The organism is Streptomyces sp. NPDC001348 (assembly GCF_053597535.1).
Window position 1 is genome coordinate 25,218 of record NZ_JBSFIK010000022.1, and the last position, 26,114, is coordinate 51,331.

Below are 26,114 nucleotides of genomic sequence, written 5' to 3' on the forward strand. Positions count from 1 at the left end.
AGCTTGGAGTTCATAACTTGTAAGTGGCCCGGTTCCGCGGTTGTGACCTGGGTCACGGGCGGCGCAGGGGCCGCCCGGCCGATGGCGGGAGTGGATGGGTCGATGGAGACTCCGGGGTCGCAGTCGTCACTGCACCGAGCCAACCTGGAACGGGTCGTACGCGCGGTACGGCTCGCCGGGTCGCTCACGCAGGCCGAGATCGCGCGGACGACCGGCCTGTCCGCCGCGACGGTCTCCAACATCGTGCGGGAACTGAAGGACGGCGGCACGGTCGAGGTCACACCCACCTCGGCCGGCGGCCGGCGGGCCCGCAGCGTCTCGCTGAGCGGTGACGCCGGCATCGTCATCGGCGTCGACTTCGGGCACACCCACCTGCGCGTCGCGATCGGGAACCTCGCGCACCAGGTGCTGGCCGAGGAGTCCGAGCCGCTGGACGTCGACGCCTCCGCGACCCAGGGCTTCGACCGGGCGGAGGTGCTGGTCAACCGTCTGGTCGAGGCGACCGGCGTCGACCGGTCCAAGATCGCCGGAGTCGGCGTCGGTGTACCCGGTCCGATCGACGTCGAGTCCGGGACGCTCGGCTCGACCGCCATCCTGCCGGGCTGGACCGGAGCCCGCCCGGCCGAGGAGCTCAGGGCCCGCCTCGGCGTCCCCGTGCACGTGGACAACGACGCCAACCTCGGCGCCCTGGGCGAACTGGTCTGGGGCAGCGGGCGGGGTGTTCGTGATCTTGCTTACATCAAGGTCGCCAGCGGTGTCGGCGCGGGCCTGGTGATCAACGGGAAGATCTACCGCGGCCCGGGGGGCACGGCGGGCGAGATCGGGCACATCACGCTCGACGAGGCCGGGCCGGTCTGCCGCTGCGGGAACCGCGGCTGCCTGGAGACCTTCGCCGCCGCGCGCTACGTGCTCCCGCTCCTGTGGTCCAGCCACGGCACCGACCTGACGCTCGAGGGCGTCGTACGGCTGGCACGGGACGGCGACCCCGGCTGCCGCCGGGTGATCGGCGACGTAGGCCGCCATGTGGGCAGCGGAGTGGCCAACCTCTGCAACCTGCTCAACCCGAGCCGGGTGGTCCTCGGCGGCGACCTGGCCGAGGCCGGAGAACTCGTCCTGGGGCCGATCAGGGAGTCCGTCGGGCGCTACGCCATCCCCAGCGCCGCACGCCAGCTCTCCGTGCTCCCAGGGGCCCTCGGAGGCCGCGCGGAGGTGCTCGGGGCACTCGCTCTCGCCCTCAGTGAGATGGGTGATTCAACCCTTTTGGACGGCACTCCGGCGGTCGCCGCACCCGCCTTCACTTAGAGAACGAATGACGCCGTTGCCATCTCGTTAAGTATTTACTTCTTGACGTCGCACGTGTGGCCGAGTTGACTTCCAGCCACCTCGGCCGCAGCGTTGCGGCCCTGTCAGGGAGGCACCCCAAACAATGAACGCAACGATGCGTAGAGTCGTGATCGGAACCGCGGCGGTTTCGATGGCCCTGTCGATGGCCGCCTGTGGCAAGGCCGGCGACAAGAAGGACGACTCCGGCAGCACCAAGAACTCCTCCAGCGGCGGCAAGACCATCGGTCTGCTGCTTCCCGACAGCGTCACCGCGCGCTACGAGAAGTTCGACCACCCGTTCTTCGAGGCGAAGATCAAGTCGCTCTGCTCCGACTGCACGGTCGAGTACGCGAACGCCGCGGGTGACGCTGCCAAGCAGGCCCAGCAGGTGAGCAGCATGATCACCAAGGGTGTCAAGGTCATCGTGATCAGCGCCCAGGACTCGGCCGCCATCAAGTCGTCCATCCAGACCGCCGTCAACAAGGGCATCAAGGTCGTCGCGTACGACCGCCTCGCCCAGGGCCCGGTCTCGGGGTACGTCTCCTTCGACAACGTCAAGGTCGGCGAGCTGCAGGGCCAGGGCCTGCTCGACGCGCTCGGCTCCAAGGCGAACAAGAAGTCCAAGGTCGTCATGATCAACGGTGACGACGCCGACCCGAACGCCGCCCAGTTCAAGCAGGGCGCGCACAAGGTCCTCGACGGCAAGGTCGACATCGCCTACGAGCAGTCCGGCCTCTGGAAGGACTCCGTCGCCGCGCAGAAGATGAAGGCCGCCATCACCCAGCTGGGCGCCAAGAAGATCGCCGGCGTCTACTCGGCCAACGACGACATGGCTGCGGGCATCGCCACCACCCTCAAGGGCGCCGGCATCAGCGGCATCCCGCTGACCGGCCAGGACGCCGAGCTCGCGGGCATCCAGCGCATCCTCGCCGGCACGCAGTCCAGCACGGTCTACAAGCCGTTCAAGCAGGAGGCCGACACCGCCGCCGAGATGGCCTACGACCTGCTCCAGGGCAAGAGCATCTCCTCCCTCGCCACCACGACGCAGACCAGCGGCTCCGGTGACAAGGTGCCCTCCGACCTGCTGACCCCGATCTCGGTCACCAAGGCCAACATCAAGGACTCGGTCGTCAAGGACAAGATCTACACCGTCCAGGAGATCTGCACCGGCGAGTTCGCCAAGGCCTGCAAGTCCGCCGGACTGCAGTAAGCGCTCCAGCGACGCCCGGGTGACGCCCGTACGAGCCGCCTTCAGGCGCTCGTACGGGCGTCACCCGGGCACCGGACCGCCGAGCGGTCCCCGCGGAACCCCTCCGACGCCCGCCCCGGCTCTCATACCCCGCTGCCGGGCGGGCGTCGGACGGAACCGTTGCCAAGCGCAGCGTGTTCGCGCATGTTCATCTTGTTAACCGCGTGCATTCGCACGTCCCTCCGCGCCTGTTCCCCAAGCGCGGCATCCCCGCCGGTCAGGCGGCGAAGGAGATGGTTCACGTGTCCGCTACGCCCGTGCTGGCGTTGCGCGGAGTCTCCAAGCGGTTCGGTGCGGTCCAGGCCCTCACCGACGTCGAGCTGGAGGTCCACGCCGGAGAAGTGGTCGCCCTGGTGGGCGACAACGGCGCAGGAAAGTCCACCCTGGTCAAGACGATCGCCGGTGTCCACCCCATCGACGAGGGCGTCATCGAGTGGGAGGGCAACCCGGTCACGATCAACAAGCCGCACGACGCCCAGGGGCTCGGCGTCGCGACGGTCTACCAGGACCTCGCGCTGTGCGACAACCTCGACGTGGTCGGCAACCTCTTCCTGGGCCGCGAGCTGCTGCACCGGGGCGTCATCGACGAGGTGTCGATGGAGAAGCAGGCCCGCGAGCTGCTGAGCACGCTCTCCATCCGCATCCCGAGCGTCCGCATCCCGATCGCCAGCCTCTCCGGCGGTCAGCGCCAGGTCGTGGCCATCGCCCGCGCCCTGATCGGTGACCCGAAGGTGGTCATCCTCGACGAGCCCACCGCCGCCCTCGGCGTCGAGCAGACCGCGCAGGTCCTCGACCTGGTCGAACGGCTGCGGGAGCGCAACCTCGGCGTCATCCTCATCAGCCACAACATGGCGGACGTCAAGGCCGTCGCGGACACCGTCGCCGTGCTGCGCCTGGGCAAGAACAACGGGTCCTTCTCCGTGAAGGACACCAGCCACGAAGAGATCATCGCCGCGATCACCGGTGCCACGGACAACGCCGTGACCCGTCGTGCGGGGCGTCGCACCGCGGAGGCGGCCAAGTGAGCGAGACGTCGAACACCGTGAAGAAGGACCCGGAGCCCGCCGTGTCCAAGGACACCGCCGTCGCGTCCGTCGAGGACCCCACGTCCGCGGCCGTCCCCGTCGTCGACCCGCGCCTGCTGGTCCGCGAAGAGGGCTTCAAGGGGTACATCACCGAGTTCAAGCGGAAGATCAAGGGCGGTGAGCTGGGCTCGCTGCCGGTCGTCATCGGTCTGATCATCATCTGGACCATCTTCCAGGTGAAGAATGACCGCTTCCTCAGCGCCGACAACCTGTCCAACATCAGCTACTTCATGTCGGCCACCGGCATGCTGGCCATCGGCCTGGTGTTCGTGCTGCTGCTCGGCGAGATCGACCTGTCCGTCGGCTCGGTCAGCGGTCTGGCGTCCACGGTGTTCGCGGTCTTCGTCGTGAACCACGGCATGAACGAGTGGCTGGCGCTCGTCCTCACGATCGTCACCGGCGTCGCCATCGGCGCGCTGCACGGCTGGTTCTTCGCCAAGATCGGAGTGCCCGCGTTCGTCGTGACACTCGCCGGCTTCCTCGGCTGGAACGGTCTGATGCTGTGGCTGCTGGGCGACAGCGGCACGATCAACATCCCGGCCGACTCCGGCCCGGTGCACCTCCTCGGGCAGAGCTCCTTCTTCATGGACCAGGCCATCGTCGGCGCCTACCTGCTGGCCGGCCTCGGTGTCGTGCTGACGCTCGTGGGATCGTTCAACGAGCAGCGTCGCCGTCGCGCGGCCGGTGTGCCCTTCCGGCCCACCAGCGAGATCCTCGTCCGCGTCGGCCTGCTCGCCGTCGCGTCCTTCGCCGCCGCGGCCGTGCTGAACAGCTCCAACGGCGTCTCCAACGCCCTGGTGATCTTCCTCGCGTCGCTGATCGTCGTGGACTTCGTCCTGCGCCGCACCACCTACGGCCGCAAGGTCTTCGCGGTCGGCGGCGGCATCGAGGCGGCCCGCCGTGCCGGTATCAGCGTGCCGATGGTCCGCATCACCGTGTTCGCCATCTCCGGCGGCTTCGCGGCGGTCGGCGGCATGTTCTTCGCCGGTCAGACCGCGAGCGCCACGCTGAACGCCGGTGGCGGCAACACCCTGATGCTGGCGATCGCCGCGGCGGTCATCGGCGGTACGAGCCTCTTCGGTGGCCGGGGCTCGGTGTGGTCGGCGCTGCTGGGCATGCTGGTGATCCAGTCGATCCAGACGGGTCTGGACCTGCTGAACATGAACACGTCGATCCAGTACATGATCACCGGTGCGGTGCTGCTGGGTGCGGTGGTCATCGACTCGGTGTCGCGTCGTAGCCAGAAGGCCGCGGGGCGCGCATAACGCGGGGGGCCGTTTACGCGGCAGCGCCGTAAGGGGTGCGGTGGTTTCTGCGGGTGCCGGTCCGTTGTGGCTGGTCGCGCCCACGCGGCGGAGCCGCATGTCGGCAGAGCCCCGCGCCCCTCAAGGCATTGCGGTCCCGCCCCTGAGGAACAAGCCGTGTGCCCGGTGCCTTCAAGGCGCCGGGCACTGGTGTGTCTTGCGGGCGTGTCAGATGGGTACCGCCCTTCGGGTGACGCATCACGCACCGCCCGGGCGCCGTCCGCCACAGCGGAACATTAGACTCGACGAGCCCGGCAACAGCTCGATCAGCTTTTACTGCAAGGAGGCACGGGTGCCGCTGCTGACCCGCATCAGGGGACCGCGCGATCTGGACCGGCTCAGCCTGGAGGAGCTGGACCAGCTGGCAGAGGAGATCCGGACCTTCCTCGTCGACGCCGTCTCCAAGACCGGCGGCCACCTCGGCCCCAACCTGGGCGTGGTCGAGCTCACCATCGCCCTGCACCGTGTCTTCGAGTCACCGAAGGACAAGGTGCTGTGGGACACCGGGCACCAGTCGTACGTGCACAAGCTGCTCACCGGCCGGCAGGACTTCTCCAGGCTGAAGATGAAGGGCGGCCTGTCGGGCTACCCCTCGCAGGCCGAGTCCGAGCACGACGTCATCGAGAACAGCCACGCCTCGACGGTCCTCGGCTGGGCCGACGGCATCGCGAAGGCCAACCAGATCCTCGAACGCGACAGCCACGTGGTCGCGGTCATCGGCGACGGCGCGCTCACCGGCGGCATGGCCTGGGAGGCGCTCAACAACATCGCCGAGGCCAAGGACCGCCCGCTCGTCATCGTCGTCAACGACAACGAGCGGTCCTACGCACCGACCATCGGCGGTCTCGCCAACCACCTGGCCACGCTGCGCACGACCGACGGTTACGAGCGCTTCCTCGCCCGGACGAAGGAGATCCTCGACCGCACCCCGGTCGTCGGAAAGCCGCTGTACGAGACCCTGCACGGCGCCAAGAAGGGGCTGAAGGACTTCATCGCCCCGCAGGGCATGTTCGAGGACCTGGGCCTGAAGTACGTCGGCCCGATCGACGGCCACGACATCGAGGCGCTGGAGTCGGCGCTGGCCCGCGCCAAGCGCTTCGGCGGCCCGGTGATCGTGCACTGCCTCACCGAGAAGGGCCGCGGCTACCAGCCCGCCCTCCAGGACGAGGCCGACCGCTTCCACGCCGTCGGCAAGATCCACCCCGACACCGGCCTGCCGATCAGCAGCTCCGGCGCCGACTGGACCTCGGTCTTCGGCGACGAGATGGTCGAGCTGGGGCGGGAGCGGGGGGACATCGTCGCCATCACGGCCGCCATGCTCCAGCCGGTCGGCCTCGACAAGTTCGCCAAGGCCTTCCCGGAGCGGGTGTACGACGTCGGCATCGCCGAGCAGCACGCCGCCGTGTCCGCCGCGGGTCTGGCCACCGGTGGCCTGCACCCGGTCTTCGCGGTGTACGCCACCTTCCTCAACCGCGCCTTCGACCAGGTCCTGATGGACGTCGCCCTGCACAAGTGCGGAGTGACCTTCGTACTGGACCGGGCCGGTGTCACCGGCACCGACGGCGCCTCGCACAACGGCATGTGGGACATGTCGATCCTGCAGGTCGTGCCGGGGCTCCGGCTGGCCGCGCCGCGCGACGCCGACCAGGTGCGCGCCCAGCTGCGCGAGGCCGTCGAGGTCACGGACGCGCCGACCGTGGTGCGCTTCTCCAAGGGCGCCGTCGGCCCCGCCGTACCGGCCGTCGGCCGGGTCGGCGGCATGGACGTGCTGCGCGAACCCGGCACGGACCGGCCGGACGTCCTGCTGGTCTCCGTCGGTGCGCTGGCCCCCATGTGCCTGGAGATCGCCGCCCTGCTCGACCAGCAGGGCATCTCGACCACCGTCGTCGACCCGCGCTGGGTCAAGCCGGTCGACGAGGCCATGGCCCCGCTCGCGGACCGCCACCGCGTGGTCGTCACCGTCGAGGACAACAGCCGCGTCGGCGGTGTCGGCTCGGCGGTCGCGCAGGCGCTGCGGGACGCCGGCGTCGACGTGCCGCTGCGCGACTTCGGCATCCCGCCGCGCTTCCTCGACCACGCGTCCCGCGCCGAGGTGATGGCCGAGATCGGGCTGACCGCCCCGGACATCGCCCGCCAGGTCACCGGTCTGGTCTCCAGGCTGGACGGCAGGTACGACCGCCCGACGGCCGAGGTCGACTCCGTGGAGCCCGCGCGCGACTAGTCGCTGTCGTTCCCAGAGCCGGTTCCGCCACGTCTCCCAGTGGCGGAACCGGCTCTTTTGCGTGAACCTGCCTGTGCCGGGGCATACGCATCCCCAGCCCTCTCGATCATGTCGAGCGACGAGCGTGTGGGAGGTAGGCCCGTGAGCAGCACCCTCTTCCGGACGAAGAAGGTCGAACAATCCATCCTCGACACCGAGGAACCCGAGCACGCGCTCAGGAAGTCCCTCTCCGCGCTCGACCTCACGGTGTTCGGCGTCGGTGTCATCATCGGCACCGGCATCTTCGTCCTGACCGGCGCCGCCGCCAAGAACAGCGCCGGCCCCGCCGTGTCCCTGTCCTTCGTCGTGGCCGGTGTCGTGTGCGCGCTGGCCGCCCTCTGCTACGCCGAGTTCGCCTCAACGGTACCGGTGGCGGGCTCCGCGTACACCTTCTCGTACTCCTCGCTCGGCGAGCTGCCCGCCTGGATCATCGGCTGGGACCTGGTGCTGGAACTGGCCCTCGGTACGGCGGTGGTCGCCGTCGGGTGGTCCGGTTACATCCACTCGCTGCTGGACAACGCGGGCTGGCACCTGCCGGCGGTGCTCAGCGGCAGGGACGCCAACCCCGGCTTCGGTTTCGACATCCTCGCCGCCGCCCTCGTGCTGGTGCTCACGGCCATCCTCGTCGTCGGCATGAAGCTCTCCGCTCGGGTCACCTCGGTCGTCGTCGCCATCAAGGTGGCCGTCGTCCTCGTCGTCATCATCGCGGGCGCCTTCTTCATCAACAGCGGCAACTACCACCCGTTCGTCCCGCCTTCGCAGCCCGTGGCGGCGGGCGGCGACCTCAAGGCCCCGCTCATCCAGCTGATGTTCGGCTGGGCGCCCTCCAACTTCGGTTTCATGGGCATCTTCACCGCGGCGTCCGTCGTCTTCTTCGCGTTCATCGGCTTCGACGTCGTGGCCACCGCCGCCGAGGAGACGCGCAACCCGCAGCGCGACGTGCCGCGCGGCATCCTCGGCTCCCTGGTCATCTGCACCGCGCTGTACGTCGCCGTGTCGATCGTCGTGACCGGTATGCAGAAGTACAGCGCGCTGTCCGTGGACGCACCGCTCGCGGACGCGTTCAAGGCCACCGGGCACCCCTGGTTCGCGGGCCTGATCAGCTTCGGTGCCGCCGTCGGACTGACCACCGTGTGCATGATCCTGCTGCTCGGCCAGTCCCGGGTGTTCTTCGCGATGAGCCGTGACGGGCTGCTGCCCCGGTTCTTCTCGCACACCCACCCGAGGTTCCGCACCCCGTACCGGCCGACCATCCTGCTCGGTGTGATCATCGCGGTCGTCGCGGGCTTCACCAGCCTCAGCCAACTCGCCGAACTGGTGAACATCGGCACGCTCTTCGCCTTCGTCGTCGTCTCGATCAGCGTGATCATCCTGCGCCGTACCCGGCCCGACCTGCCGCGCTCCTTCCGGACCCCGCTGGTGCCGCTCGTCCCGATCCTCTCGGTGCTGGCCTCGCTCTGGCTGATGGTGAACCTGCCCGCCGAGACCTGGCTGCGGTTCGCGATCTGGATGGTGATCGGCTTCGTCGTGTACTTCCTCTACGGCCGCACGCACAGCCGTCTAGCACGGCGCGGGGACACCGCGCTCGGCGAGGCCGCGCCCCCGAGCGGGAACGTTTCGTGACCGGACGGGTCGGTGCCGCGCCCACCGGCCGCGGGGGACCGGAGAAGCACCCGGCTCAGCCCAGTACCGTCCGGGGCCCCGTCACCTCAGCCCCCGACGCGGTGACCCGGTCCCTCAGTTCGCGGTCGGCCGTGACGACCAGCCGGGGCCGGCCGGGGGACTTGGCGACCAGTTCCACGATCCGGTCGTCGCCGCTGCCCGGTGCGGAGTCCACCCGTACGCCCGGCACGGACTCCACGCCCCGGGCCGCGCCCTCGACCACCAGCACGATCTCCACCGGATCCGGGCGGCCGGGCAGCCCGTTCCCGGCGAGCCGGTCGCGCAGGCGTTCGGCGGCTCCCTTCCGGTCCCGCCACCAGCCGTCGGGCACCGACCCGACCACGTTCGCGGCATCGATGATCACGAGCAGCGAGACTTCCTCAACCATGTGACCAGGGTCGCACGGACCCGGCCCCGGGGGCCGGGCCACGATGACCGGCCGGTCCCGCTTAAAGTGAACCGGTGAACGGCGACTGGCTCCTGCGCGGCCGCGACGGCCGCCTCAGTGTCTACCTCCCCTCGGACGACGCCGTCCTGTGCCGGGCGGAGCGCGCACCCGGCGGTCCCTGGACCGCACCCCGCAAGGTGGGCGGCGACCAGAAGCTGCACCCCGTCCTGGCGGTCGGTCAGGGCACCGACGGCTACGCCCACCTGGTCTCCTGGCGGCCCACGACCAAGGGCGAGTCGGGCCTCGTCCACTCCACGCACTTCCGCCCGCTGCTGGCCGCGCTGGACTGGACCCCGGTCGGCCATCCCGGCAAGAAGGGCGAGCGCACCGGCACACCGGCCGTCGCGGTCGACGAGCAGGGCCGCGCCCACGTCTTCGTACGCAACAAGGGCGGCGGGGTGAGCATGCTCGCCCAGAAGGAGAAGGGCGGCTGGGAGCCCTGGCGCGACCTCGAGGGCGGCGCCGTCCAGGAGGGGCTCGCCGCGGTGACGGGGGAGTCGGGCCGGGTGGAGCTGTACGCGCCCGTTTCCGAAGGCATCCGGTACTGGCGCCAGGAGGAGCCGGGCGCGGAGCCCGTCCTGCGGGAGGCGATGGAGACCCCGGTCCGTCCGGGCACCCTGTACGCGCTGGCCACCTCGCCCGGGAGCACCACCGTCTTCTACACCGACGACGCGGGCGGCCTGTGCACCTGGCGTCCCGGCGGCAAGCCGGTCACCCTGCTCCCGTCGGCCGGTCCCGGCCCGGTGTCCGCGGTGCGCTGCGACCTCGACGGCCACGACTGCACACTGCTCGCCCAGCGTTCGGCGGGCGGGCGGGTGGCCTTCGCCGCGTATCCCACCCAGGAGGAGTCGGCGGGTGCCTGGTGGGCGGAGTCGGGTCCGCGGCTTCCCGTCGACGCGGTGGTGTCCCTCGCGGTCGACGCCGAGGACCGGGTCGTCGCGGCGACGTTGTCCCCGTCGACCGGGCAACTCCTCCTCACCCGCCGCAAGGCCGAGCCGGGGCTGGCGCTCGAGGCGTGGCGGGAGGTGTGAGCCGCGGCCGCGGGTCCGGTGCCGCTCAGGGCGTGCCGCCGCCCCGGGCCGGTGACTTCAGGGCCGACGCGGAGACGGCGCCGTCGGTCCGCAGCGCCCGCCACAGCCGGTCCGCCTGGGGCCGGGCGGCCACGACCCGGTTGGGGTCCTGGGTGTCGTAGCGCACCGGGAGCATGATCGTCTCCATGGCCGCCGGGTCGATCCCGTTCATGCTGCGGCCGAACTCGGCGAGTCTCGTCAGGGAGGCGAGCCGGGAGTCGGTGGTGAGGGACGCGGTGAGGGTGTCCGCGATGGTGTAGGCCTTGGCGGGGCTGCCCAGCAGGTCCTGGTGCTTGATCTCGGTGAGCAGGGCCGTCAGGAACCTCTGCTGCAGCCCGATGCGTCCGAGGTCGCTGCCGTCCCCGATGCCGTGCCGGGTGCGGACGAACTGCAGTGCCTGAGTGCCGTTCAGGCGGTGGGTGCCGGCGGTGATGTCCAGGCCGCTGGAGGTGTCGTGGATGTCCTGGCCGACCGTGACGGTCACGCCGCCGATCGCGTCGACGAGTTCCTTGAAGCCCGCGAAGTCGATCTCCACGAAGTGGTCCATGCGCACCCCGGACATCCGCTCCACCGTCTTGACGACACAGGCCGGGCCGGCGAGCGAGTAGACGGAGTTGAACATCACACGCTTCGCGCCGGGCAGCTTCGTCCCGTCCCGCCCGGTGCACTCGGGGCGGGTCACCAGGGTGTCGCGGGGGATGCTGACCGCCACGGCCCGCCTGCGGCCCTCGGGTATGTGGACGACCAGCGCGGTGTCCGAACGCGCCCCGGACACATGGCCGGTGCCGAGCGCGGCGTTGGCGCCGGCGCGCGAGTCCGAGCCCAGGACCAGCAGGTTCTGACCGGACGTCGGCAGCTTCGGCGGGCGGTCGTCGCCGATGGACCGGTCGAGGTCTACAGCCTTGATGTTGGAGTCGAGGCCGCTGTACAGCCAGTAGGCCGTCCCGCCCACGGCCGCGACCAGCACGAGGGCGCAGCCCGCGATCCAGCGTCCGACGCGCCGTCGACGACGCGGCGGTGTGTCCGGAACGACATCCGCGGGTTCGTGTCTCGGTCCGCTGCTGCCGCCCGGCTTCGTCGGGGCATGCGTCATGACGGGTTCCTTCCTCAACTCAACAGTGGTGCGCCTTGGTTCGCACATGGGGCAGGGCACGAGTGGGGGAGGGACCGGGCCTGCGCGGCTCTGATGCCGTGGCGTGTGCGAACTATAGACCGGACGGCGGGTCGCACACGGGTCGCCTGGTCACTGTATGCTCGCCCCTCATTCACATGGCCGCCACATGTACTTTTCGAAATGTGGACGCGTGATTGACAGTCAGGTGAACGCGCGGTGAAGATGTGTGCAGCTTGTGAAAGTTGAACGATTGTCGCATGGAACCGATCGGCTCGTCCGAAGTGTTCCGGCGGTCGTGCGCCCGGGCCTGGGGGCGAGGGGGCGTGCGACCGCGGGTGCTCACCTGTCCTCGACCGGTGAGAGACGAGGGAGGGTGGCCGTGGTCCTGTGCATCCCGGACGGCGGTGTGACGGCCGAGCCCGGTCTGCTGCAGCGTGGGGGGCGGTGCGGAAGTCAGGTGAGTGGGAACAATCCCGAGGCGAGCGCGCTCGTTTCGACGTACCGGTCGCTCGTGCCGGTCGGGGCCCGGCGTCAGGTCGTCCGCCGGGTGCCGCGCCCGCTGCGGGCCGCGGTGATGCGGTCGCTGACCGCCGCCGACGCCGCGCGTTCCGCCCTGGTGGTGCGGGCGCTCGGTGACGGACGCGGCGGCGAGGACACCGCAGGTCCGCCGCGGGTCGTCCGCGTGGACGGCAGGCACCGCCGGGCCGTCGAGGTCCCCGGCATCACCGCCTGGGCCGCCCGGGCGCGGAACCTGCACATCCTGGTCACGCTGCTGGAAGAGGCGGGGATCGACTACTTCTGTGTCCGCGGCACCGCTTCGCCGAACCCCTGCGTCGCGGTACCGGAGCGGCTGCGCGCCGACGTGGAGGACGTGCTGCGGACCGCCTGCGGCCACTACCCCGGCTACGTCTGCGGCGCGGCCCGGGGCCCGGTCCGGCCGGGCGCCTCGACGGCGAGCTGGCGTGCCCTGCGGGCGCAGCGGGTGCTGCGCGTCGTGTGGAACGTCTGCGACCCCACCGGGAAGCTGGTGTTCGGCCGGGAATCCGGCTGTGACATCGAGTTCTGGTCCGAGCGGGAGGGCCGGCTCGTCGCGCCCCGCCCGAACCGTGTGACGACCGAGGTACCGGTGGACGGGGGCCGCTGCCAAGCCGAGCAGAAACGATTCAGCGAAGTGCCGTCCATGTACACCACCGGGCAGGCGCGCACCCTGCCGGAGTTCGTCGCCGCCCTGCCCGACGACCACCTCTTCCCGATCGACGTCGTCTACACCTGGGTCGACGACTCCGACCCCGTCTGGCGCGCCCGCAAGGAGGCCACCCGACGCGTGCTCGAGCGGAGCACAGGCGACGGAACCCTGCACGAACAGGCGGCGAACGACTCGCGGTACGCCAGCCGCGACGAGCTGCGCCACTCGCTGCGCTCGATCCACCAGTACGCGCCCTGGGTGCGGACCATCTTCCTCGTCACCGCCGGGCAGGTGCCCTCCTGGCTCGACACCGGCTTCCCCGGCATCAGGGTGGTCGACCACACCGAGATCTTCTCCGAACCGGACGCGCTGCCGACGTTCAACTCCCACGCCATCGAGAGTCAGTTGCACCACATCCCCGAGCTCTCCGAGCACTTCCTCTACCTGAACGACGACGTCTTCCTCGGCCGCCCCGTGCAGCCCGGCACGTTCTTCCACCCCAACGGGCTGTCCAAGTCCTTCCGTTCGAAGGCACTGATCCCCTCGGGCCGCGCCGACTTCACGGACCTGCCGGTCAACGCGGCGGGCAAGAACAGCCGGGGACTCATCGCCCAGCAGTTCGGCACCGTCATCTCCCAGAAGATGAAGCACACCCCGCACGCCCTGCGGCGCAGCGTGCTGACCGAGATCGAGCAGGTCTACGCCCACGCGCACCGGGTCACCCAGCACTCCCGCTTCCGGTCGCCGCACGACGTACCCGTCGTCTCCTCGCTCTACCACTACTACGCGTACCACTCGGCACGCGCGACGGCCGGGGACATCCGGTACCAGTACATCGATCTCGCGGACGACCTGGCCCAGCGCCGCCTCAACACCCTGCTCGCCAGGCGCGACTACGACACCTTCTGCATGAACGACACCGTGGCCGCCGCCGACCCCGCGGCCCAGGACCGCATGGTCGCGGACTTCCTGAACGCCTACTTCCCCGTGCCGAGCCCCTACGAGCGAACCGCCGCCGGCATCCCCGCACCCCGCACGGCCCCGGCCGCGGAACTGGACGGAGTCCGGGCATGACCACCTCCACCGCGACCCGAACCACGGCGTCCGGCCGGACCACCACCGCGCCGCGCGGACCGCGCGCCCTGCTCCGCCACGTGCGCCTGTGGCTGATGCTGCGCGTGTTCGTGCCCCTGCGGAAGAACCGCACCGCCCGGCTGCGGTACGCGGCCGTCCTCGACGGCCAGACGGTGAACCTGCACGCCGTGCTGCCCCGCTCCGCCCAACTGCCCGACCGCGCCGCCGTGGTGGTGCGCCGGCGCCGCAGTCGGCATCTCGCCGGGGCACGCGTGTACCGCGGCCCGGACGGCGAGCTCCTCATGGACGCCGCGATCCTGATGGGCGAGGAGGTCGGCGGCGTGCCGGCCGGCCCCGGACGGTGGAAGCTCGGGCTGCGCATGCACACCGGACGCCGGTCGCGGACGGTGCCGCTGCTGCTCCTGCAGCCGCCGGTTCCCTACGAGGGTCCGACCAAGCCCATGGTGGCCTCCCCGGTCACCGGCGCACGCCACCGCGTCGGGCGCACGGTCACCGGCACCGCCCGCATCGTCAGCTCGGCTCCGAGGCCGGCGGTCGAGGTGGTCAAGGTGCGTATGTCGCACGCCGGAGTCACCGTGGACTGCCGGGTGCTGGGCACCCGGGTGGACACCCCGTGGGCCGAGTTCGTCGCCGCCGGGCGCCGCATCCGGCAACCCGTCCACCCGCTGGGACCGGACACCTACCGGATGGAGGTGCCGCTGGACCGGATGGAGCCGCGCTCCTCCAGACCGGAGCACTGGGACGTCGTGCTGTGCCAGGAGGCGGGGCCGTCGCTACGGCTCGGCAGGAGACTGCACGACGTCCGCAACCCGCGGCGTGTCTTCGCCATGCCCAGCATGGCCATGACCCCGGCCGGCCGCAGCCCGATGATCGTCCAACCGCGCTACACCCCCGCAGGCAACCTCCGGGTCACCTGTACGCGCATGCCCGAGGCAGACTGAACCCCGAGAAGTGAACATCACATTCCTGCTGACCACGGCCGATGCCGTCGGCGGCACCGAGAGGGCCGTGTTCAACCAGGCGTCCGAACTCGCCGCCCGGCACGACGTCCGCGTCCTCAGCGTCTTCAAGAGCAAGCCCGAGCAGTTCTTCCAGCCCGACGAACGGGTGCGGGTCGACTACCTGGTCGACCTCACGACGGCCACGCCCCGGCCGCTGCGGCCCAGCACCGTGGACGACACGGTGTGGTCCGCGCTGGCCGCCCTGCCCAGCGACATCGTCGACCGGTCCTGGGAGCCCGTCTTCAGCCGGCTCAGCGACGTCGAGCTCGAGTACGCTCTCCAGCAGACCGACACGGACGTCCTGATCACCACGACGCCCGCCCTGATGGCACTGGCGGTCCGGCTCGCCCCGGCCCGGGTGATCACCGTCCACCAGGAGCACCGGGTCTCCGAGCTGCGTGGCCCGACCGGTGAACCGCTGCTGCGGTACGCCGCCCGGCTGGACGCGCTGGCCGTGCTCAGCGAGCGGACCCGGGAGTGGTTCGCCGAGACCCTCGGCGCGACCGCTCCCCGCCTGGAAGTGGTGCCCAACGCCCTGCCCAGCGGCTTCCGGCCCCGGTCGACCCTGCAGACCCGGACCGTCGTCATCGCCGGCCGGCTCGTCGCGGAGAAGCAGGTCGACCACGCCCTCACCGCCTGGGCGAAGGTGGCACCGGCCCACCCCGACTGGCAGCTGCGCATCTTCGGGGACGGACCGCTCAGCGGCGCCCTGCGCCGGCAGATGGACATGCTCGGCCTGCACGACTGCGTGCAGCTCAACAGCAACTCCCGCTACCTGGCCGAGGAGTGGGCCAAGGCCAGCATCGCCCTGCTGACCTCCCGCACCGAGGCCTTCGGGCTGGTGCTCGCGGAGGCCCAGGCGGCGGGCGTCCCGGTCGTCTCCTACGACGCGCCCAACGGCCCGCGGGAAGTGGTGATCGACGGTCACACCGGCCTCCTGGTCCCCCTGGGCGACACCGACGCACTGGCCTCCGCGCTGATACAGCTGATCGAGGACTCCGAGCTGCGCCACCGGATGGGAGCGGCGGCCCTCGCCTCCGCGAGCAGGTTCTCGTCCGCCGTGGTGACCTCCCACTGGGAGCGGCTCTTCCACGAGCTCGTGGCGGAGCGGGACAGCGGGCGGCGTGACCTCGCGAAGGCGGAACGCCACGCGGTTCACGTCTACCTCAGCGGTGCCGACGGCGCTCTGCCGAAAGCCGCGCCCGCTCCCCCCGGATCGGTCCGGACGAACGGTCAGCGCGCGCTGGAGCAGCGTCTGCTGGAGCGGCGTGGCCTGGTGCACGACGGCGGCCAGGTGTGCCGGCAGCTGGAGTGGGAGTCCCCGTGGGACGTGGTCCAGGCGAACCTCGCGCTGGCCGCGAACGCCCTGGAAGGCGCGGGCATCCCGTACATGGTCGTACGCGACCGCATGGTGCGGCACACGGTCGCCGTGCACGCGGACCACCGCGAGGCCGTCTTCAGGACACTCGCCGACCGCTACGCGGACGAGCCCGTCTACGCCTCCGTGCTCAGTGAGGGCCAGAAGACGATCGCGACCGGCCTCGTGGCTCTGCTGGGCGACTACTCCGGCACCCCCTGCTCGGGCATCCGCGTGTACCAGAGCCTCGTCTCCCCGTCCCGCACCCTGCGTCTCGGCGCCGTCTACGGCTGCACGATCACCTTCTGGGAGGACGAACCGGACGACGTGGACCACCTCAAGTCCCCCGCCCGGACCCTGATCGGCGACCGCGTCCCGCACAGCGCCATGCGGCGCAGCACGACGACCCTGGGAGGCCGTCGCTACCCCACCCTCGTGGCCTTCAACCAGACGATCGTCGGCGACGTCGACTTCCCCGTGGACGCCGTATACACCTGGGTCAACGGTGCGGACATCGACTGGCTGGAGCGCAAGAACGCCGTCCTGGCCGCCAAGGGCATGGACACCCAGGACTCGGCCACCAGCGCCGCCCGCTTCCGCGACCGCGACGAACTGCGCTACTCCCTGCGCTCCATCGACATGTACGCCCCGTGGATCCGGAACATCTACATCGTCACCGACCGGCAGACCCCGCACTGGCTGGATGTCTCCCACCCTCGGGTACGCGTCGTCGACCACACCGAGATCTTCGGCGACCGGGGAGCGCTGCCCACGTACAACTCGCACGCCATCGAGAGCCAGTTGCACTACATCGACGGGCTGGCCGAGCACTTCCTCTACTTCAACGACGACATGATCCTCGGGCGGACCGTGCAGCCCGGCATGTTCTTCCTGGGCAACGGGCAGGCCAAGCACTTCCTGTCGCCCACGGCCGTGCCGATGTCCCCGATCTCGCAAGAGGACGAGTTCAACATCACCGCCGCGAAGAACAACCGGGCCCTGATCGAGCGGTCCTTCGGGCACACGCTGACCCACGCGTTCCTGCACGCCCCGTATCCGCTGCGCCGCAGCGTGCTCGCCGATATCGAGCGCGACTACGCGCAGGAGGTGGCGGCCACCGCGAGCAGCCAGTTGCGCAGCCGCACCGACGTGTCGATCGCCTCGTCACTGCACCACTACTACGGCTACTTCACCCGGCGCAGCGTGCCGGGCGGCATCTCCTGCGGATTCGTCAACGTCGGCCTCGCCGAGCACGGTCCGCGGCTGAACCGGATCCTGACCGCGCGCCCCCACGACGTGTTCTGCCTCAACGACTACCACGACGGTGATGTGTCGGCGGAGGAGCAGGACGCCATCCTCGCCGCCTTCCTGCCGAGCTACTTCCCGGTGGCGAGCCAGTTCGAGACGGGCTCCGTACGCAACCGGCGCGCCCACGCGGGCTATCTGCCCGGGTGGCCGCTGTGACCCGCCCCCACCACACCGAAGAACCCGACCAGAGCGACGAAAGCCGACCCATCGTGTCCAGCCCCGCCTCCGTCCTGCAGATCGTCGCCCACCCGGACGACGACCTGTACTTCATGAACCCCGTGACCTTCCAGGCGATCAAGGCGGGCACGCCCACCACGACGGTCTACCTCACCAGCGGGGACGCCGACGGACGCAACCCCCGCCCCTGGCAGATCGGGCCCCCCGCCGAGGACCGGGAGGCCTACGCGAAGGCGCGGCAGAACGGCATCAAGGCCGCGTACGGCGCGATGGCCCTCGGTGACCGCACCGCGCCCTGGACCCCGTCCACCCTGCCCACCGCGGGCGGCGCCGTCGCCGAGGTCCACACCCTGGCCGACGCGCCCTGGGTGAAGCTGGTCTTCCTCAACATCCGCCAGCACGGCACGCCCGACGGACCGCCGCGCAGCCTGCACGTGCTCTGGCAGGAGGAGGCCGAACGGGTCCCCACGCTCGCGGTGAGCGGCGGCCTGGTGAAAGAGCGGTACTGGTACACGCGTACCGGACTGGTGGACACGCTGGTCCAGATCCTCGACCTCGTCGGACCGACCCTCGTCCGCACCATGGACCCGGATCCGGACCGCCTGGTCCACGACGAACGGTTCCCGCAGCACCACGACTTCGGCGATCTGGCGGACCACTGCGACCACACCGCCACCGCTCTCTTCTCGTGGCTGGCGCTGGAGCGCTACCAGGGCCCTGGCGAAGGCCGAACCTTCGCCGTCGAGGCCTTCCGCGGCTACTCCAACGAACGCTGGCCGCACATCCTCGGCCCACGGGCCATCTCGCTCAAGGAGTACTTCCTCAACGTCTACGGCGCGGCCGACGGGTACGACTGCGGCGACCCCGCCGGCAGCGGCGACTACGCGGTCGGCTGGAGCGCGCGCACCACGGGCTGGGTGCAGAGCACCACTGGGCGCCATCCGCACGGTCCCTGGCTCGGGCGCGACGCGCGCGGCCGCCTGACGGCGTTCGCCGTCGTCAACCAGCAGGCCGCGGTGTGGCTGGAGACCCAGCCGGGAAACGGCCAGTGGCGCGGACCGTTCTTCCTGGGCGGCGGCCCCCTGTCCCCGGGGCTCGCAGCGAGCCTGACCCCGGACGGCCGCTGGCAGGTCCTCGCCCGGCGCATGTCGCACGTCGGCCCGGACCACTCCCAGCGGCGGGAGATCGTCCTGCTCGAACAGGACGAGCAGGACGGCAGGTTCACCGGATGGACCATCCTGGGCAACCCCTCGGCCGGCAACCCCGGACGCGACCGGCACCTGGGCACGCCGGCCGTCGCCCGTGACGCCCTGGGACGGCTGCACCTCTTCGTGCGCAACGCGGGACAGGGGCTGCACACCCGGGTCCAGGAGACGGACGGCGTCTGGGGCGCGTGGACGGACCTGCGCGGCCACGAACTCCAGGAGGGCCTCGCGGCGGTGACCGCGCCGAACGGCCGGGTCGAGGTCTTCGCCGCCAGCCGGGACGGCGTCTTCCACTGGTCCCAGGCTTCCTACGACCGGCCACTGCGGCGCGGACCCCGCTTCCGTCTCACGGTCCCGGCGTCACCCCCCGCGGCGGCCGTGCAGCCGAACGGCCGCGTCATGACGGTCTACCGGCAGCCCGAGACGGGACGACTGCTCATGGCCCAGGAGGACGCGCCCGGCGGTCAGTGGAACAAGCCGGCCGTGCCGATCGGCGGACGCGGCGGCTTCGGCGCCGTCGCCTGTGCCCCGGGGCCCGACCCGGAGACCGGAACGCTGGTGGCCACCCTCAGCGATACGGGTGGCATCGCCTACCGCTTCCTGCCCGGCGACCACCCCTGGCAGGAACTCCCCACCGACACCCTCGGCGGCCCACCGGCCCACGCCCCCGCCGCGGCCTTCGACGTCGTCGGCCGCGCCACGATCGCCCTGCTGGGTCCGGACGGCCGCCTGGCCGTCGCCCGTCAGGCCGGCCGGGGATCGGTGGGGTTCGGGTCGTGGCAGGTGGTGGGCTGAGGGACGGGAACCGGGGCCGGCCCTGGAGACGTGCCGGGAGACGCGAGTGCGCGATGATGACCACCGTGGACACCGAGACACTCATCGACGCCTGGCGGCGTCTGCTCACCGGCTCCGGCAAGTCATGGGTGCTGTTCGAACACGGCACCTGCGTGGTGCTCGAACAGCCCGCCGCTGATCTCACCGAGCAGGCCGTCGGCATCCTCCGCGAGTTCGGCCCCGTGCATGTCGCCACCTCCGCCGGCGACTTCCGGGTGCTGGAACTCAACACCGGCGAGGGCTGGTTGGTGACGAGTCACCACCCGGACGTCGTCACCTTCGTCCCGCGCGACGATCCCGAGGACCCTTCGCACCTCGCCGTCGGCATCCTGGGCCGCTCCCGCCGCGACCGCGACGGCACGGAACTGCGTGTCGTCCACGTGGAGGCGGCCGCACACTCCTGAGGCGGGTTGCCCGAGTCGCCCTGGCCGGACCGGTGAGCTGCTGCGGGTACGACCGGAGTCAGCGGAGGCCCGAGCCGCCTCGTACCTCTCCTCCGCGGTCGCCGACGCCGCTCGCCCAGCGGCGGGTGACCTCGGCGACGGCGGCCGCCGCGCGGTCGGCGAGCGCCCGGTCGACGCGTACCCCGGGGGCGGACTCCACGTGCAGGAACGGCACGTTCGCGGCTTCCGCTGCGCGGCCCTCGACGTTCTCCCGGCCCTCCAGCGGGCAGTTCCGCTCCCAGGCCCGGCACACGTGGAAGCCGCGCGTGCCCAGGGCGTCGGCAAGTCCGCGACCGTCCGCGCGGCCCGCCGAACCGGCACCGGTCGAGGCGACCACGTCGTACCCGGGGGCCGTGGAGGCCGTCATGCCGTGCAGCTGGACCCCGGGCATCCCGCGGCGGACCAGCTCGGCGCAGATGGCGTAGAAGACGGTGTCGCGACGGTGCGCCACGTCCGCGGAGTTGCCGCGTCCGGCTTTGCGATGTGCGCCCGCGAGCACCAGGACGCCGCCGGGGGAGTCGCGCAGCACCCGAACGCCCAGCTGCTCGGTGGCGAGGTCGGCCACCGGGTGCGGGATCTGGACCGACCAGCGCGGAGGGTGGTCCAGATCGACGTAGACCCGGCCCCAGCCGCGCGGTGTCGCGGTGGCGTCGGTGCGGTCGGCCACCTCGGCGTAGTGGTGGCCGGAGACCCGGTCGAAAACCGTGCGTACCGTGAAGTCATGCTGTGAGAGCAGGTCTTCCGCTCGTTCCCGGTGGCCGTCCAGGAGCAGCCCGACGCCTTCGGCGACCGCGGCGCGGTCCGCTGCGCCGGGTTGCCGGTAACCGTGGCCCGGACCGAACCGGCTGGTGAAGTCCGCCACCTCGCGCGACAGGTCCACCTGCTGCGCGCGCTCCCCGGGGCGGGGGCCGGCATCCTCGCCTCCGTCGCGGCCGGCGCGGAGCACGGTGATCAGGACGCCGGCGGTGACCAGCACGATGGTCGCGATCGTTATGAGTCGCGAGCGAGTTGCCCTCATGGTGGTATCAAGATATCCCGGCGAAAGTACGCCGTGAAAAAAGGTTCTCCGGCACACCGAACCTCCCCCGGAGATCAGGCGTCTTCAGGTGCGCAGGCGCGCACTGACCTCGCGCGCCGATTCGCATACGAGGGGAACCCGGAATCATGAAGAGCAAGCTGACCGCCGTGGCCCTTGCGGCCGTCGTCGTCGCCGGCACCGCCGCTGCCGCCGTCCCGGCCTCGGCCGCCACCGTCAAGGCCGCACCGGCCCGCTGCCACACCGCCGACCTGAAGGCCGGCTTCGCCACCGGGGACGACGCCAAGCCGGAGATGGGGCAGACCGAGAAGCAGACGGAGGCGTTCATCTGGTTCACCAACCAGAGCACGCACACCTGCACCCTGTACGGCTTCGCCGGTGTCGACATGGTCGGTGCGCAGCCCACCGACGGCACCTGGTCGCTGGCGCGCTCCGCCGAGAAGCCCGAACAGCTGGTCCTGCAGCCGGGGGACACCACGGACTTCGGCATCACCCTGCTCCCGGTGGCCGCGTCCACGCCGCGCAACGAGAAGTTCGTTCCGGCGAAGTTCCTGGTCACCCCGCCCAACGAGACGGAGCACTTCACCCTGAAGTGGCCGTTCGGCGGCCAGATCCTCAAGCAGGACGGCGCCACCCACCCGGCCACCTACCTCCACCCGGTCGGGCGGTAACCAGCTCGGGAGGTCGTGCTTCCGGCACCGGAGCTCCCGGCACGCGGGCGCCGGCCACCACTCGGTGGTCGGCGCCGTTGTACTGGGACCGGCCGCCCCCGTCGGTGACGCGGACTCCTCCAGGGGCCGGGCGAACTCTCAGCGTCCGGCTCGGACCGCGGTGCGGGTCACCGGGATCCACAGCTGTGCGTCGGACTGCGCCGGGTCGTCCGGTGACGGACGGGTGCGCAGCATCTCCGGCCCGGGACGGTACTCGTACGGGTTGGACGGGATCCACCGGGCGGCCACGTCACCCCACATCCGCTGCAGCGCCCGCGGGAACGGCCCGGTGTTCTCGAACACGGCCCAGGTGCCCGCCGGGCAGTCCAGCACGTCGAGGTCCCCGGGCACCTCGGCCGCCGTGGTCACCACGCCGTGGTAGTAGTCCAGTTCGCTGCCCTCCTCGAAGCCGTCCGAAAGACGCACGGTCGCCGACACCACGCCCTCCGGATCCTGGTCCGAGAGGCCGACGATCCGCAGCAACGTCTCCGGCGAGATACTCCGGACGTGTTCGGCGATGTGCGGGTTGACGCCCTGGTAGATCAACGGGACACGCGCCTTCTTGCCGACGACCCGGAATGCTTCCTTCTCCACGATGCGGTACCGCATGGTGCTGTTCCCTTCGACGGTGAGGCGGAAGGACAGCCGGGGCTGTGAGTTGAGAGCGGCGCCGGTACGCCTGGCCTCTCCGGGACCGACGCCGTGGACGGCACGGAACGCCCGGGCGAAGGCCTCCCCCGAGGTGTAGCCGTAGCGGATCGCGATCTCCAGCAAGGTCGGTTCCCCGGCCAGCACCTCGGCTCCGGCGACGGTGAGCCGCCGGCGTCGGACGTACTCCGACAGCGGCATCCCCGCCAGCGACGAGAACAGCCGCCGGAAGTGGTATTCCGACGTGACCGTGATCCGGGCCAGCGCGGACACCTCGATGCGCTGGTCGAGGTGATCCTCGATGTACTCCATGGCCTGGTTCAGCCGATCCAGCAACCCGGGCCTCCTTCCCTTTCGGTCACCGACGTTAGGAAGGACCGGGCCCTCCGCACCCGACATCCTGTGCCCGCTCCGGTCGGGTGCGGCAGCACACCGGGCCGGCCCTGCGGTCACGGCCGGGCGCGGGCCAACGGGATCTCGACGGGAAACAGGCCGTCTCCCGTGGTGCGCCTGGGTTCGGTCATGCTGAAAGGGGGTTGGGCCATGACCCGCGGGCGGGTCCCGCGGTTCGGATGGGAGGAGTGGAGCAGCAGCGGATGGGCCAGCACCACGTCGCCCTCCTGCGCGACGACCTCGGTCACTCCCGGCCGGCCTTCACGGTCCAGGACGTCCAGCACGTGTTTCATGGGTTCGTCGAACTCGTCGGCCTCCAGCCCGCCCGGCTCCGCCTCCCACAGGATGCGGGCGGCCCGGTGGTGCGAGCCGTCGGCGAGGAGGGTTCCGCCCCCGCCAGGGTCCACCGTCGAGAAGCAGAAGAGATTGAGCAGTGCCTGTTCGGGCGACCGGACGTGGTGGCGGAACCAGTTTCCCTCGATGTGCCAATCGTCCCCGTAGGGCGGGTCGTCGAAGCTGGGGAAGTTGACCGGCCACCAGCCCATCTCCCGGGTCATCCGCCAACGGCCGGGCCCCACCAGCTGATCCACGGCCGAGCGGAACCGCTCGCTCAGAGCGTCCGTGTACGGCGGTTCCGTCAGCATCTCCTTCAGCCAGACCTGGGGCCGGGTCCACTGTTCCGGGCGCTCCAGGTCGATCCCGATCCGCTCACCGAGGTCCCGCCGCACCGCTGCGGCCACCGCCGGAGCGAAGGCGTTCCGGAGAACGGTCCAGCCGCGTTCGACGAATTCGTCGATCTGACCGTTCGAGAGAGGTCCGGACGCCATGGACGGATGTTACGACGACGACGACGGCGGCGGCGGCCGGCCGCCGCCGGCTAGCCGCGCACTTCGGCCAGGCACGCGTCGTAGAGGTCCATGATGTCGCCCCTGCCGTCGTCGCCGACCCATGTCATCGTCGCGGCGTCCAGGCAGGCGAACGCCGTCGCGATCACCGCGCGGGCCCTCGGAGCCGCGTTGCCGGCGGCGGGGTCCAAGCGTGCCTCGACGAGCGGCAGCAGGTCCTCCTGGAACTGCAGCCGCTTCTCGAGCCAGCCGGCACGCAGGGACGGGGTGTGGTGCAGGAGACGGAACCGACGCAGGGCCTGTTCGTCGCTGTCGTGCAGGGCCAGTACGGCGGCGATGCCCGCGCGCAGGGCCTCCCAGACGCCGGCTTCGACGGGTTGTTCGCCGACCGTGTCCCTCAGGACCTGCCCGAACCGGTGCCGGTCGCCGCCGAGGAGGTCCTCCTTGGTGCCGAAGTAGCGGAAGAGGGTGCGCTGGGAGACGCCGGCCTCTCGCGCGATCTGGGCGATGGTCGTCTCGTCGTAGCCCTGCTCGGTGAACAGGCGCAGAGCGGTCTCGAGGATCTCCTGGGAGGCCAGTTGCCGCGTCCGGTCCCACAGCGTGGTCGATGCGCCCGTCGCTGTCCTGGCTTCCTGCTGCATGCCACCAGGCTAGCCGAGCGCTGCCTGCCGGCACCCACATCAAGCTTGGCAGTCGCTGCCAATCTGGCATACGCTGCCTCGTGTGGTCGTCGCGGCGACGCCGGCCGTTCCCCTGGCAGGCGCCGCTCGCCGATCGCCCCCTACCCGCCCCGGAGTACGCAAAGGAACGCATCATGTCCGCACCCGCAGCGTTGATCACCGGTGGAACCAGCGGCATCGGCAAGGCGACCGCCGAGCTGCTCCACCTCCGTGGCCACCGCGTCATGGTCACCGGCGTCGGCGGTGTCGCCGATGCCGGTCTTCCCGAAGACGTCAGGGTCGTCCGGGCCGACGCACGGTCCCTGCCGGACCTCGACCATGCGATGGACCAGGTGCGCCGGCACCTCGGCTCCCTCGACCTGCTCTTCCTCAACGCGGGCGTCTCCCGCCCCGGCCCGATCGAGTCGACCGACGAAGACACCTTCGACGACCTGTTCGACATCAATGTCAAAGGCACCTTCTTCACCCTGCAAAAGGCGCTTCCACTTCTCAACGAGGGTGCCTCGGTGGTGTTCACCGTGGGCGCCGGCGAGGGGATCGGAGCCGCCATGACAGCCGCCAAGGGCGCTCTCGTGCCCCTCATGCGGTCCCTCGCGCTCGAACTCGCCCCCCGCCGCATCCGCGTCAACGCCGTCAGTCCAGGACTGATCGACACGCCCGTCTACGGCAGGATGGGGGTCCCCCGGGAAATGATCGACTCCTGGGCCCGGGACGTCCCGCTCGGCCGCGTCGGCGCCCCCGCCGACGTCGCCGAAGCCGTGGCCTTCCTCGCCTCGGACGCCGCCGGCTACATCACCGGCGACAACCTCGTCGTCTCCGGGGGCATCGGCGTCCACGCCCGTGCCTGACGAGCGGGGGCCGGTGGCCGGCCTCGCGTCATCGGCCGCCGCAGCCGAATAATACACACCGCGTACTACTCGTCGCGTACTGATCCAGTCGGCGGTGACCTCGTCGAGCGGCTCAGCCGGATGTGCGCAGCAGCTGCCGGAGCGTCTCGAAGGCGGTGGGGCGTGGCCGGTCCGCCAGGAAGCGGCGGATCAGGGCGGCGCACTCCCGCGGGCTGTGCAGGCTGGTGTCCACGTCGATGTCGTGCAGTGCGTGGGAGTGCACCTGGTGGTACTGCATGGCGGCCAACCCGGCCTGACGGTCGCCACGTTCGTTCTCGCGGCGCTCCAACTCCGGTAGCGGACAACGGACTCCGACCAGGACCGTGTCCTCGGGCACGAGCAGGTCGAGCAGATCCAGCAGCCGCCAGCGGCGGCTCAGCGGATGGTCGACGACGAGGTTGTTGCCTCCCGCGGCCATGCCGGCGACGGCGCGATGGAACCCTTTGGCCGTGCGGTCGATCTCGGCCTGGAGGTCCTCCCCGGCCATGTCGCGGTCGCAGCGCATGGCATGGAAGGCATCCACGGGCATGTGGAACCAGCTCCCCTCGAGCATGCCGAGGAGTTCCCGGGCGATGCTGGTCTTGCCGGAGCTGGACGTGCCGTTGAGCAGGATGACCGTCCCGCCGGCCGGTGTGTCGGGGATACGGGCGTGCGCCGGGTCCACCGTGCCGAGAGCTTCCTCCGTCGTCATACGACCTTCCTACAGCAGGGCGCCGGCGAGCAGGCACCCCGCCCGGCTCAGCCCCTGACCGGCGGGGGCCCTTGAAGGCGGTGCCCGGCGGTGAGCTTGCCGG

The 26,114-nt window shown here is 70.9% G+C and carries 21 protein-coding genes; 14 read left to right on the forward strand and 7 right to left on the reverse strand.

Going from position 1 to position 26,114, the window contains the following annotated elements:
* Positions 1-102: 102 nt before the first annotated feature.
* The 6 genes from ACWC21_RS22945 to ACWC21_RS22970 all read left to right on the forward strand — a co-directional run bounded on the left by ACWC21_RS22945 (position 103) and on the right by ACWC21_RS22970 (position 8,844).
* Positions 103-1,302, forward strand: a complete 1,200-nt coding sequence (locus ACWC21_RS22945; protein ID WP_450884658.1) for an ROK family transcriptional regulator — start codon at positions 103-105, stop codon at positions 1,300-1,302.
* 136 nt (positions 1,303-1,438) lie between these two features.
* Positions 1,439-2,533 carry a sugar ABC transporter substrate-binding protein gene (locus ACWC21_RS22950; RefSeq protein ID WP_450884659.1) on the forward strand — a complete coding sequence of 365 codons (1,095 nt, stop codon included), beginning with the start codon at positions 1,439-1,441 and terminating at the stop codon, positions 2,531-2,533.
* 272 nt (positions 2,534-2,805) lie between these two features.
* Entirely contained in the window at positions 2,806-3,597 is a 792-nt protein-coding gene (locus ACWC21_RS22955; RefSeq protein ID WP_450884754.1) for an ATP-binding cassette domain-containing protein, read from the forward strand.
* Entirely contained in the window at positions 3,594-4,922 is a 1,329-nt protein-coding gene (locus tag ACWC21_RS22960) for a sugar ABC transporter permease (protein ID WP_450884660.1), read from the forward strand. Before ACWC21_RS22955 ends, ACWC21_RS22960 begins: the two co-directional genes overlap by 4 nt.
* Before the next feature lie 331 nt (positions 4,923-5,253).
* On the forward strand, positions 5,254-7,182 hold the full coding sequence (gene dxs, locus ACWC21_RS22965) for a 1-deoxy-D-xylulose-5-phosphate synthase (RefSeq protein ID WP_450884661.1): 1,929 nt from the start codon (positions 5,254-5,256) through the stop codon (positions 7,180-7,182).
* A gap of 141 nt (positions 7,183-7,323) precedes the next feature.
* On the forward strand, positions 7,324-8,844 hold the full coding sequence (locus ACWC21_RS22970; protein WP_450884662.1) for an amino acid permease: 1,521 nt from the start codon (positions 7,324-7,326) through the stop codon (positions 8,842-8,844).
* Positions 8,845-8,899: 55 nt separating this feature from the next.
* On the opposite strand, the gene ACWC21_RS22975 is transcribed toward ACWC21_RS22970, so the two are convergent.
* Complete coding sequence (locus ACWC21_RS22975) at positions 8,900-9,271, reverse strand: NTP pyrophosphohydrolase (protein WP_450884663.1); 372 nt, start codon at positions 9,269-9,271, stop codon at positions 8,900-8,902.
* Between the two features lie 74 nt (positions 9,272-9,345).
* Between ACWC21_RS22975 and ACWC21_RS22980 the strand changes: the two genes are divergently transcribed.
* Complete coding sequence (locus tag ACWC21_RS22980; RefSeq protein WP_450884664.1) at positions 9,346-10,362, forward strand: hypothetical protein; 1,017 nt, start codon at positions 9,346-9,348, stop codon at positions 10,360-10,362.
* 25 nt (positions 10,363-10,387) lie between these two features.
* Here ACWC21_RS22980 and ACWC21_RS22985 read toward each other — a convergent pair whose 3' ends face one another.
* Positions 10,388-11,494 carry an LCP family protein gene (locus tag ACWC21_RS22985; RefSeq protein WP_450884665.1) on the reverse strand — a complete coding sequence of 369 codons (1,107 nt, stop codon included), beginning with the start codon at positions 11,492-11,494 and terminating at the stop codon, positions 10,388-10,390.
* A gap of 595 nt (positions 11,495-12,089) precedes the next feature.
* On the opposite strand from ACWC21_RS22985, the gene ACWC21_RS22990 reads away from it, so the two are divergent.
* Genes ACWC21_RS22990 through ACWC21_RS23010 form a run of 5 tightly spaced genes read left to right on the forward strand, consistent with a single transcriptional unit; the run spans position 12,090 to position 20,082 of the window.
* Positions 12,090-13,775: a stealth family protein gene (locus ACWC21_RS22990; protein WP_450884755.1), complete on the forward strand. Its 1,686-nt coding sequence runs from the start codon at positions 12,090-12,092 to the stop codon at positions 13,773-13,775.
* A complete protein-coding gene (locus ACWC21_RS22995) occupies positions 13,772-14,737 on the forward strand; it encodes a hypothetical protein (RefSeq protein WP_450884666.1) in 966 nt (321 codons plus the stop codon). Before ACWC21_RS22990 ends, ACWC21_RS22995 begins: the two co-directional genes overlap by 4 nt.
* Before the next feature lie 10 nt (positions 14,738-14,747).
* Entirely contained in the window at positions 14,748-17,618 is a 2,871-nt protein-coding gene (locus ACWC21_RS23000) for a stealth conserved region 3 domain-containing protein (RefSeq protein ID WP_450884667.1), read from the forward strand.
* A complete protein-coding gene (locus ACWC21_RS23005) occupies positions 17,615-19,639 on the forward strand; it encodes a PIG-L family deacetylase (RefSeq protein ID WP_450884668.1) in 2,025 nt (674 codons plus the stop codon). The genes ACWC21_RS23000 and ACWC21_RS23005 overlap by 4 nt, the downstream gene beginning before the upstream one ends.
* A gap of 56 nt (positions 19,640-19,695) precedes the next feature.
* Complete coding sequence (locus tag ACWC21_RS23010) at positions 19,696-20,082, forward strand: hypothetical protein (RefSeq protein ID WP_450884756.1); 387 nt, start codon at positions 19,696-19,698, stop codon at positions 20,080-20,082.
* Positions 20,083-20,140: 58 nt separating this feature from the next.
* Here the strand turns inward: ACWC21_RS23010 and ACWC21_RS23015 are convergent, their stop codons facing one another.
* Complete coding sequence (locus tag ACWC21_RS23015; RefSeq protein ID WP_450884669.1) at positions 20,141-21,139, reverse strand: hypothetical protein; 999 nt, start codon at positions 21,137-21,139, stop codon at positions 20,141-20,143.
* A 146-nt stretch (positions 21,140-21,285) separates the two neighbouring features.
* On the opposite strand from ACWC21_RS23015, the gene ACWC21_RS23020 reads away from it, so the two are divergent.
* Entirely contained in the window at positions 21,286-21,828 is a 543-nt protein-coding gene (locus ACWC21_RS23020) for a DUF4232 domain-containing protein (RefSeq protein WP_450884670.1), read from the forward strand.
* A gap of 138 nt (positions 21,829-21,966) precedes the next feature.
* Here the strand turns inward: ACWC21_RS23020 and ACWC21_RS23025 are convergent, their stop codons facing one another.
* The 3 genes from ACWC21_RS23025 to ACWC21_RS23035 all read right to left on the reverse strand — a co-directional run bounded on the left by ACWC21_RS23025 (position 21,967) and on the right by ACWC21_RS23035 (position 24,394).
* Positions 21,967-22,851, reverse strand: a complete 885-nt coding sequence (locus tag ACWC21_RS23025; RefSeq protein ID WP_450884671.1) for an AraC family transcriptional regulator — start codon at positions 22,849-22,851, stop codon at positions 21,967-21,969.
* A gap of 113 nt (positions 22,852-22,964) precedes the next feature.
* On the reverse strand, positions 22,965-23,735 hold the full coding sequence (locus ACWC21_RS23030; protein ID WP_450884672.1) for a phytanoyl-CoA dioxygenase family protein: 771 nt from the start codon (positions 23,733-23,735) through the stop codon (positions 22,965-22,967).
* A 50-nt stretch (positions 23,736-23,785) separates the two neighbouring features.
* Positions 23,786-24,394, reverse strand: a complete 609-nt coding sequence (locus ACWC21_RS23035; protein ID WP_450884673.1) for a TetR/AcrR family transcriptional regulator — start codon at positions 24,392-24,394, stop codon at positions 23,786-23,788.
* Between the two features lie 173 nt (positions 24,395-24,567).
* On the opposite strand from ACWC21_RS23035, the gene ACWC21_RS23040 reads away from it, so the two are divergent.
* On the forward strand, positions 24,568-25,281 hold the full coding sequence (locus ACWC21_RS23040; RefSeq protein WP_450884674.1) for an SDR family oxidoreductase: 714 nt from the start codon (positions 24,568-24,570) through the stop codon (positions 25,279-25,281).
* Positions 25,282-25,393: 112 nt separating this feature from the next.
* On the opposite strand, the gene ACWC21_RS23045 is transcribed toward ACWC21_RS23040, so the two are convergent.
* Positions 25,394-26,011, reverse strand: a complete 618-nt coding sequence (locus ACWC21_RS23045) for a phosphotransferase-like protein (RefSeq protein ID WP_450884675.1) — start codon at positions 26,009-26,011, stop codon at positions 25,394-25,396.
* Positions 26,012-26,114: the final 103 nt, after the last annotated feature.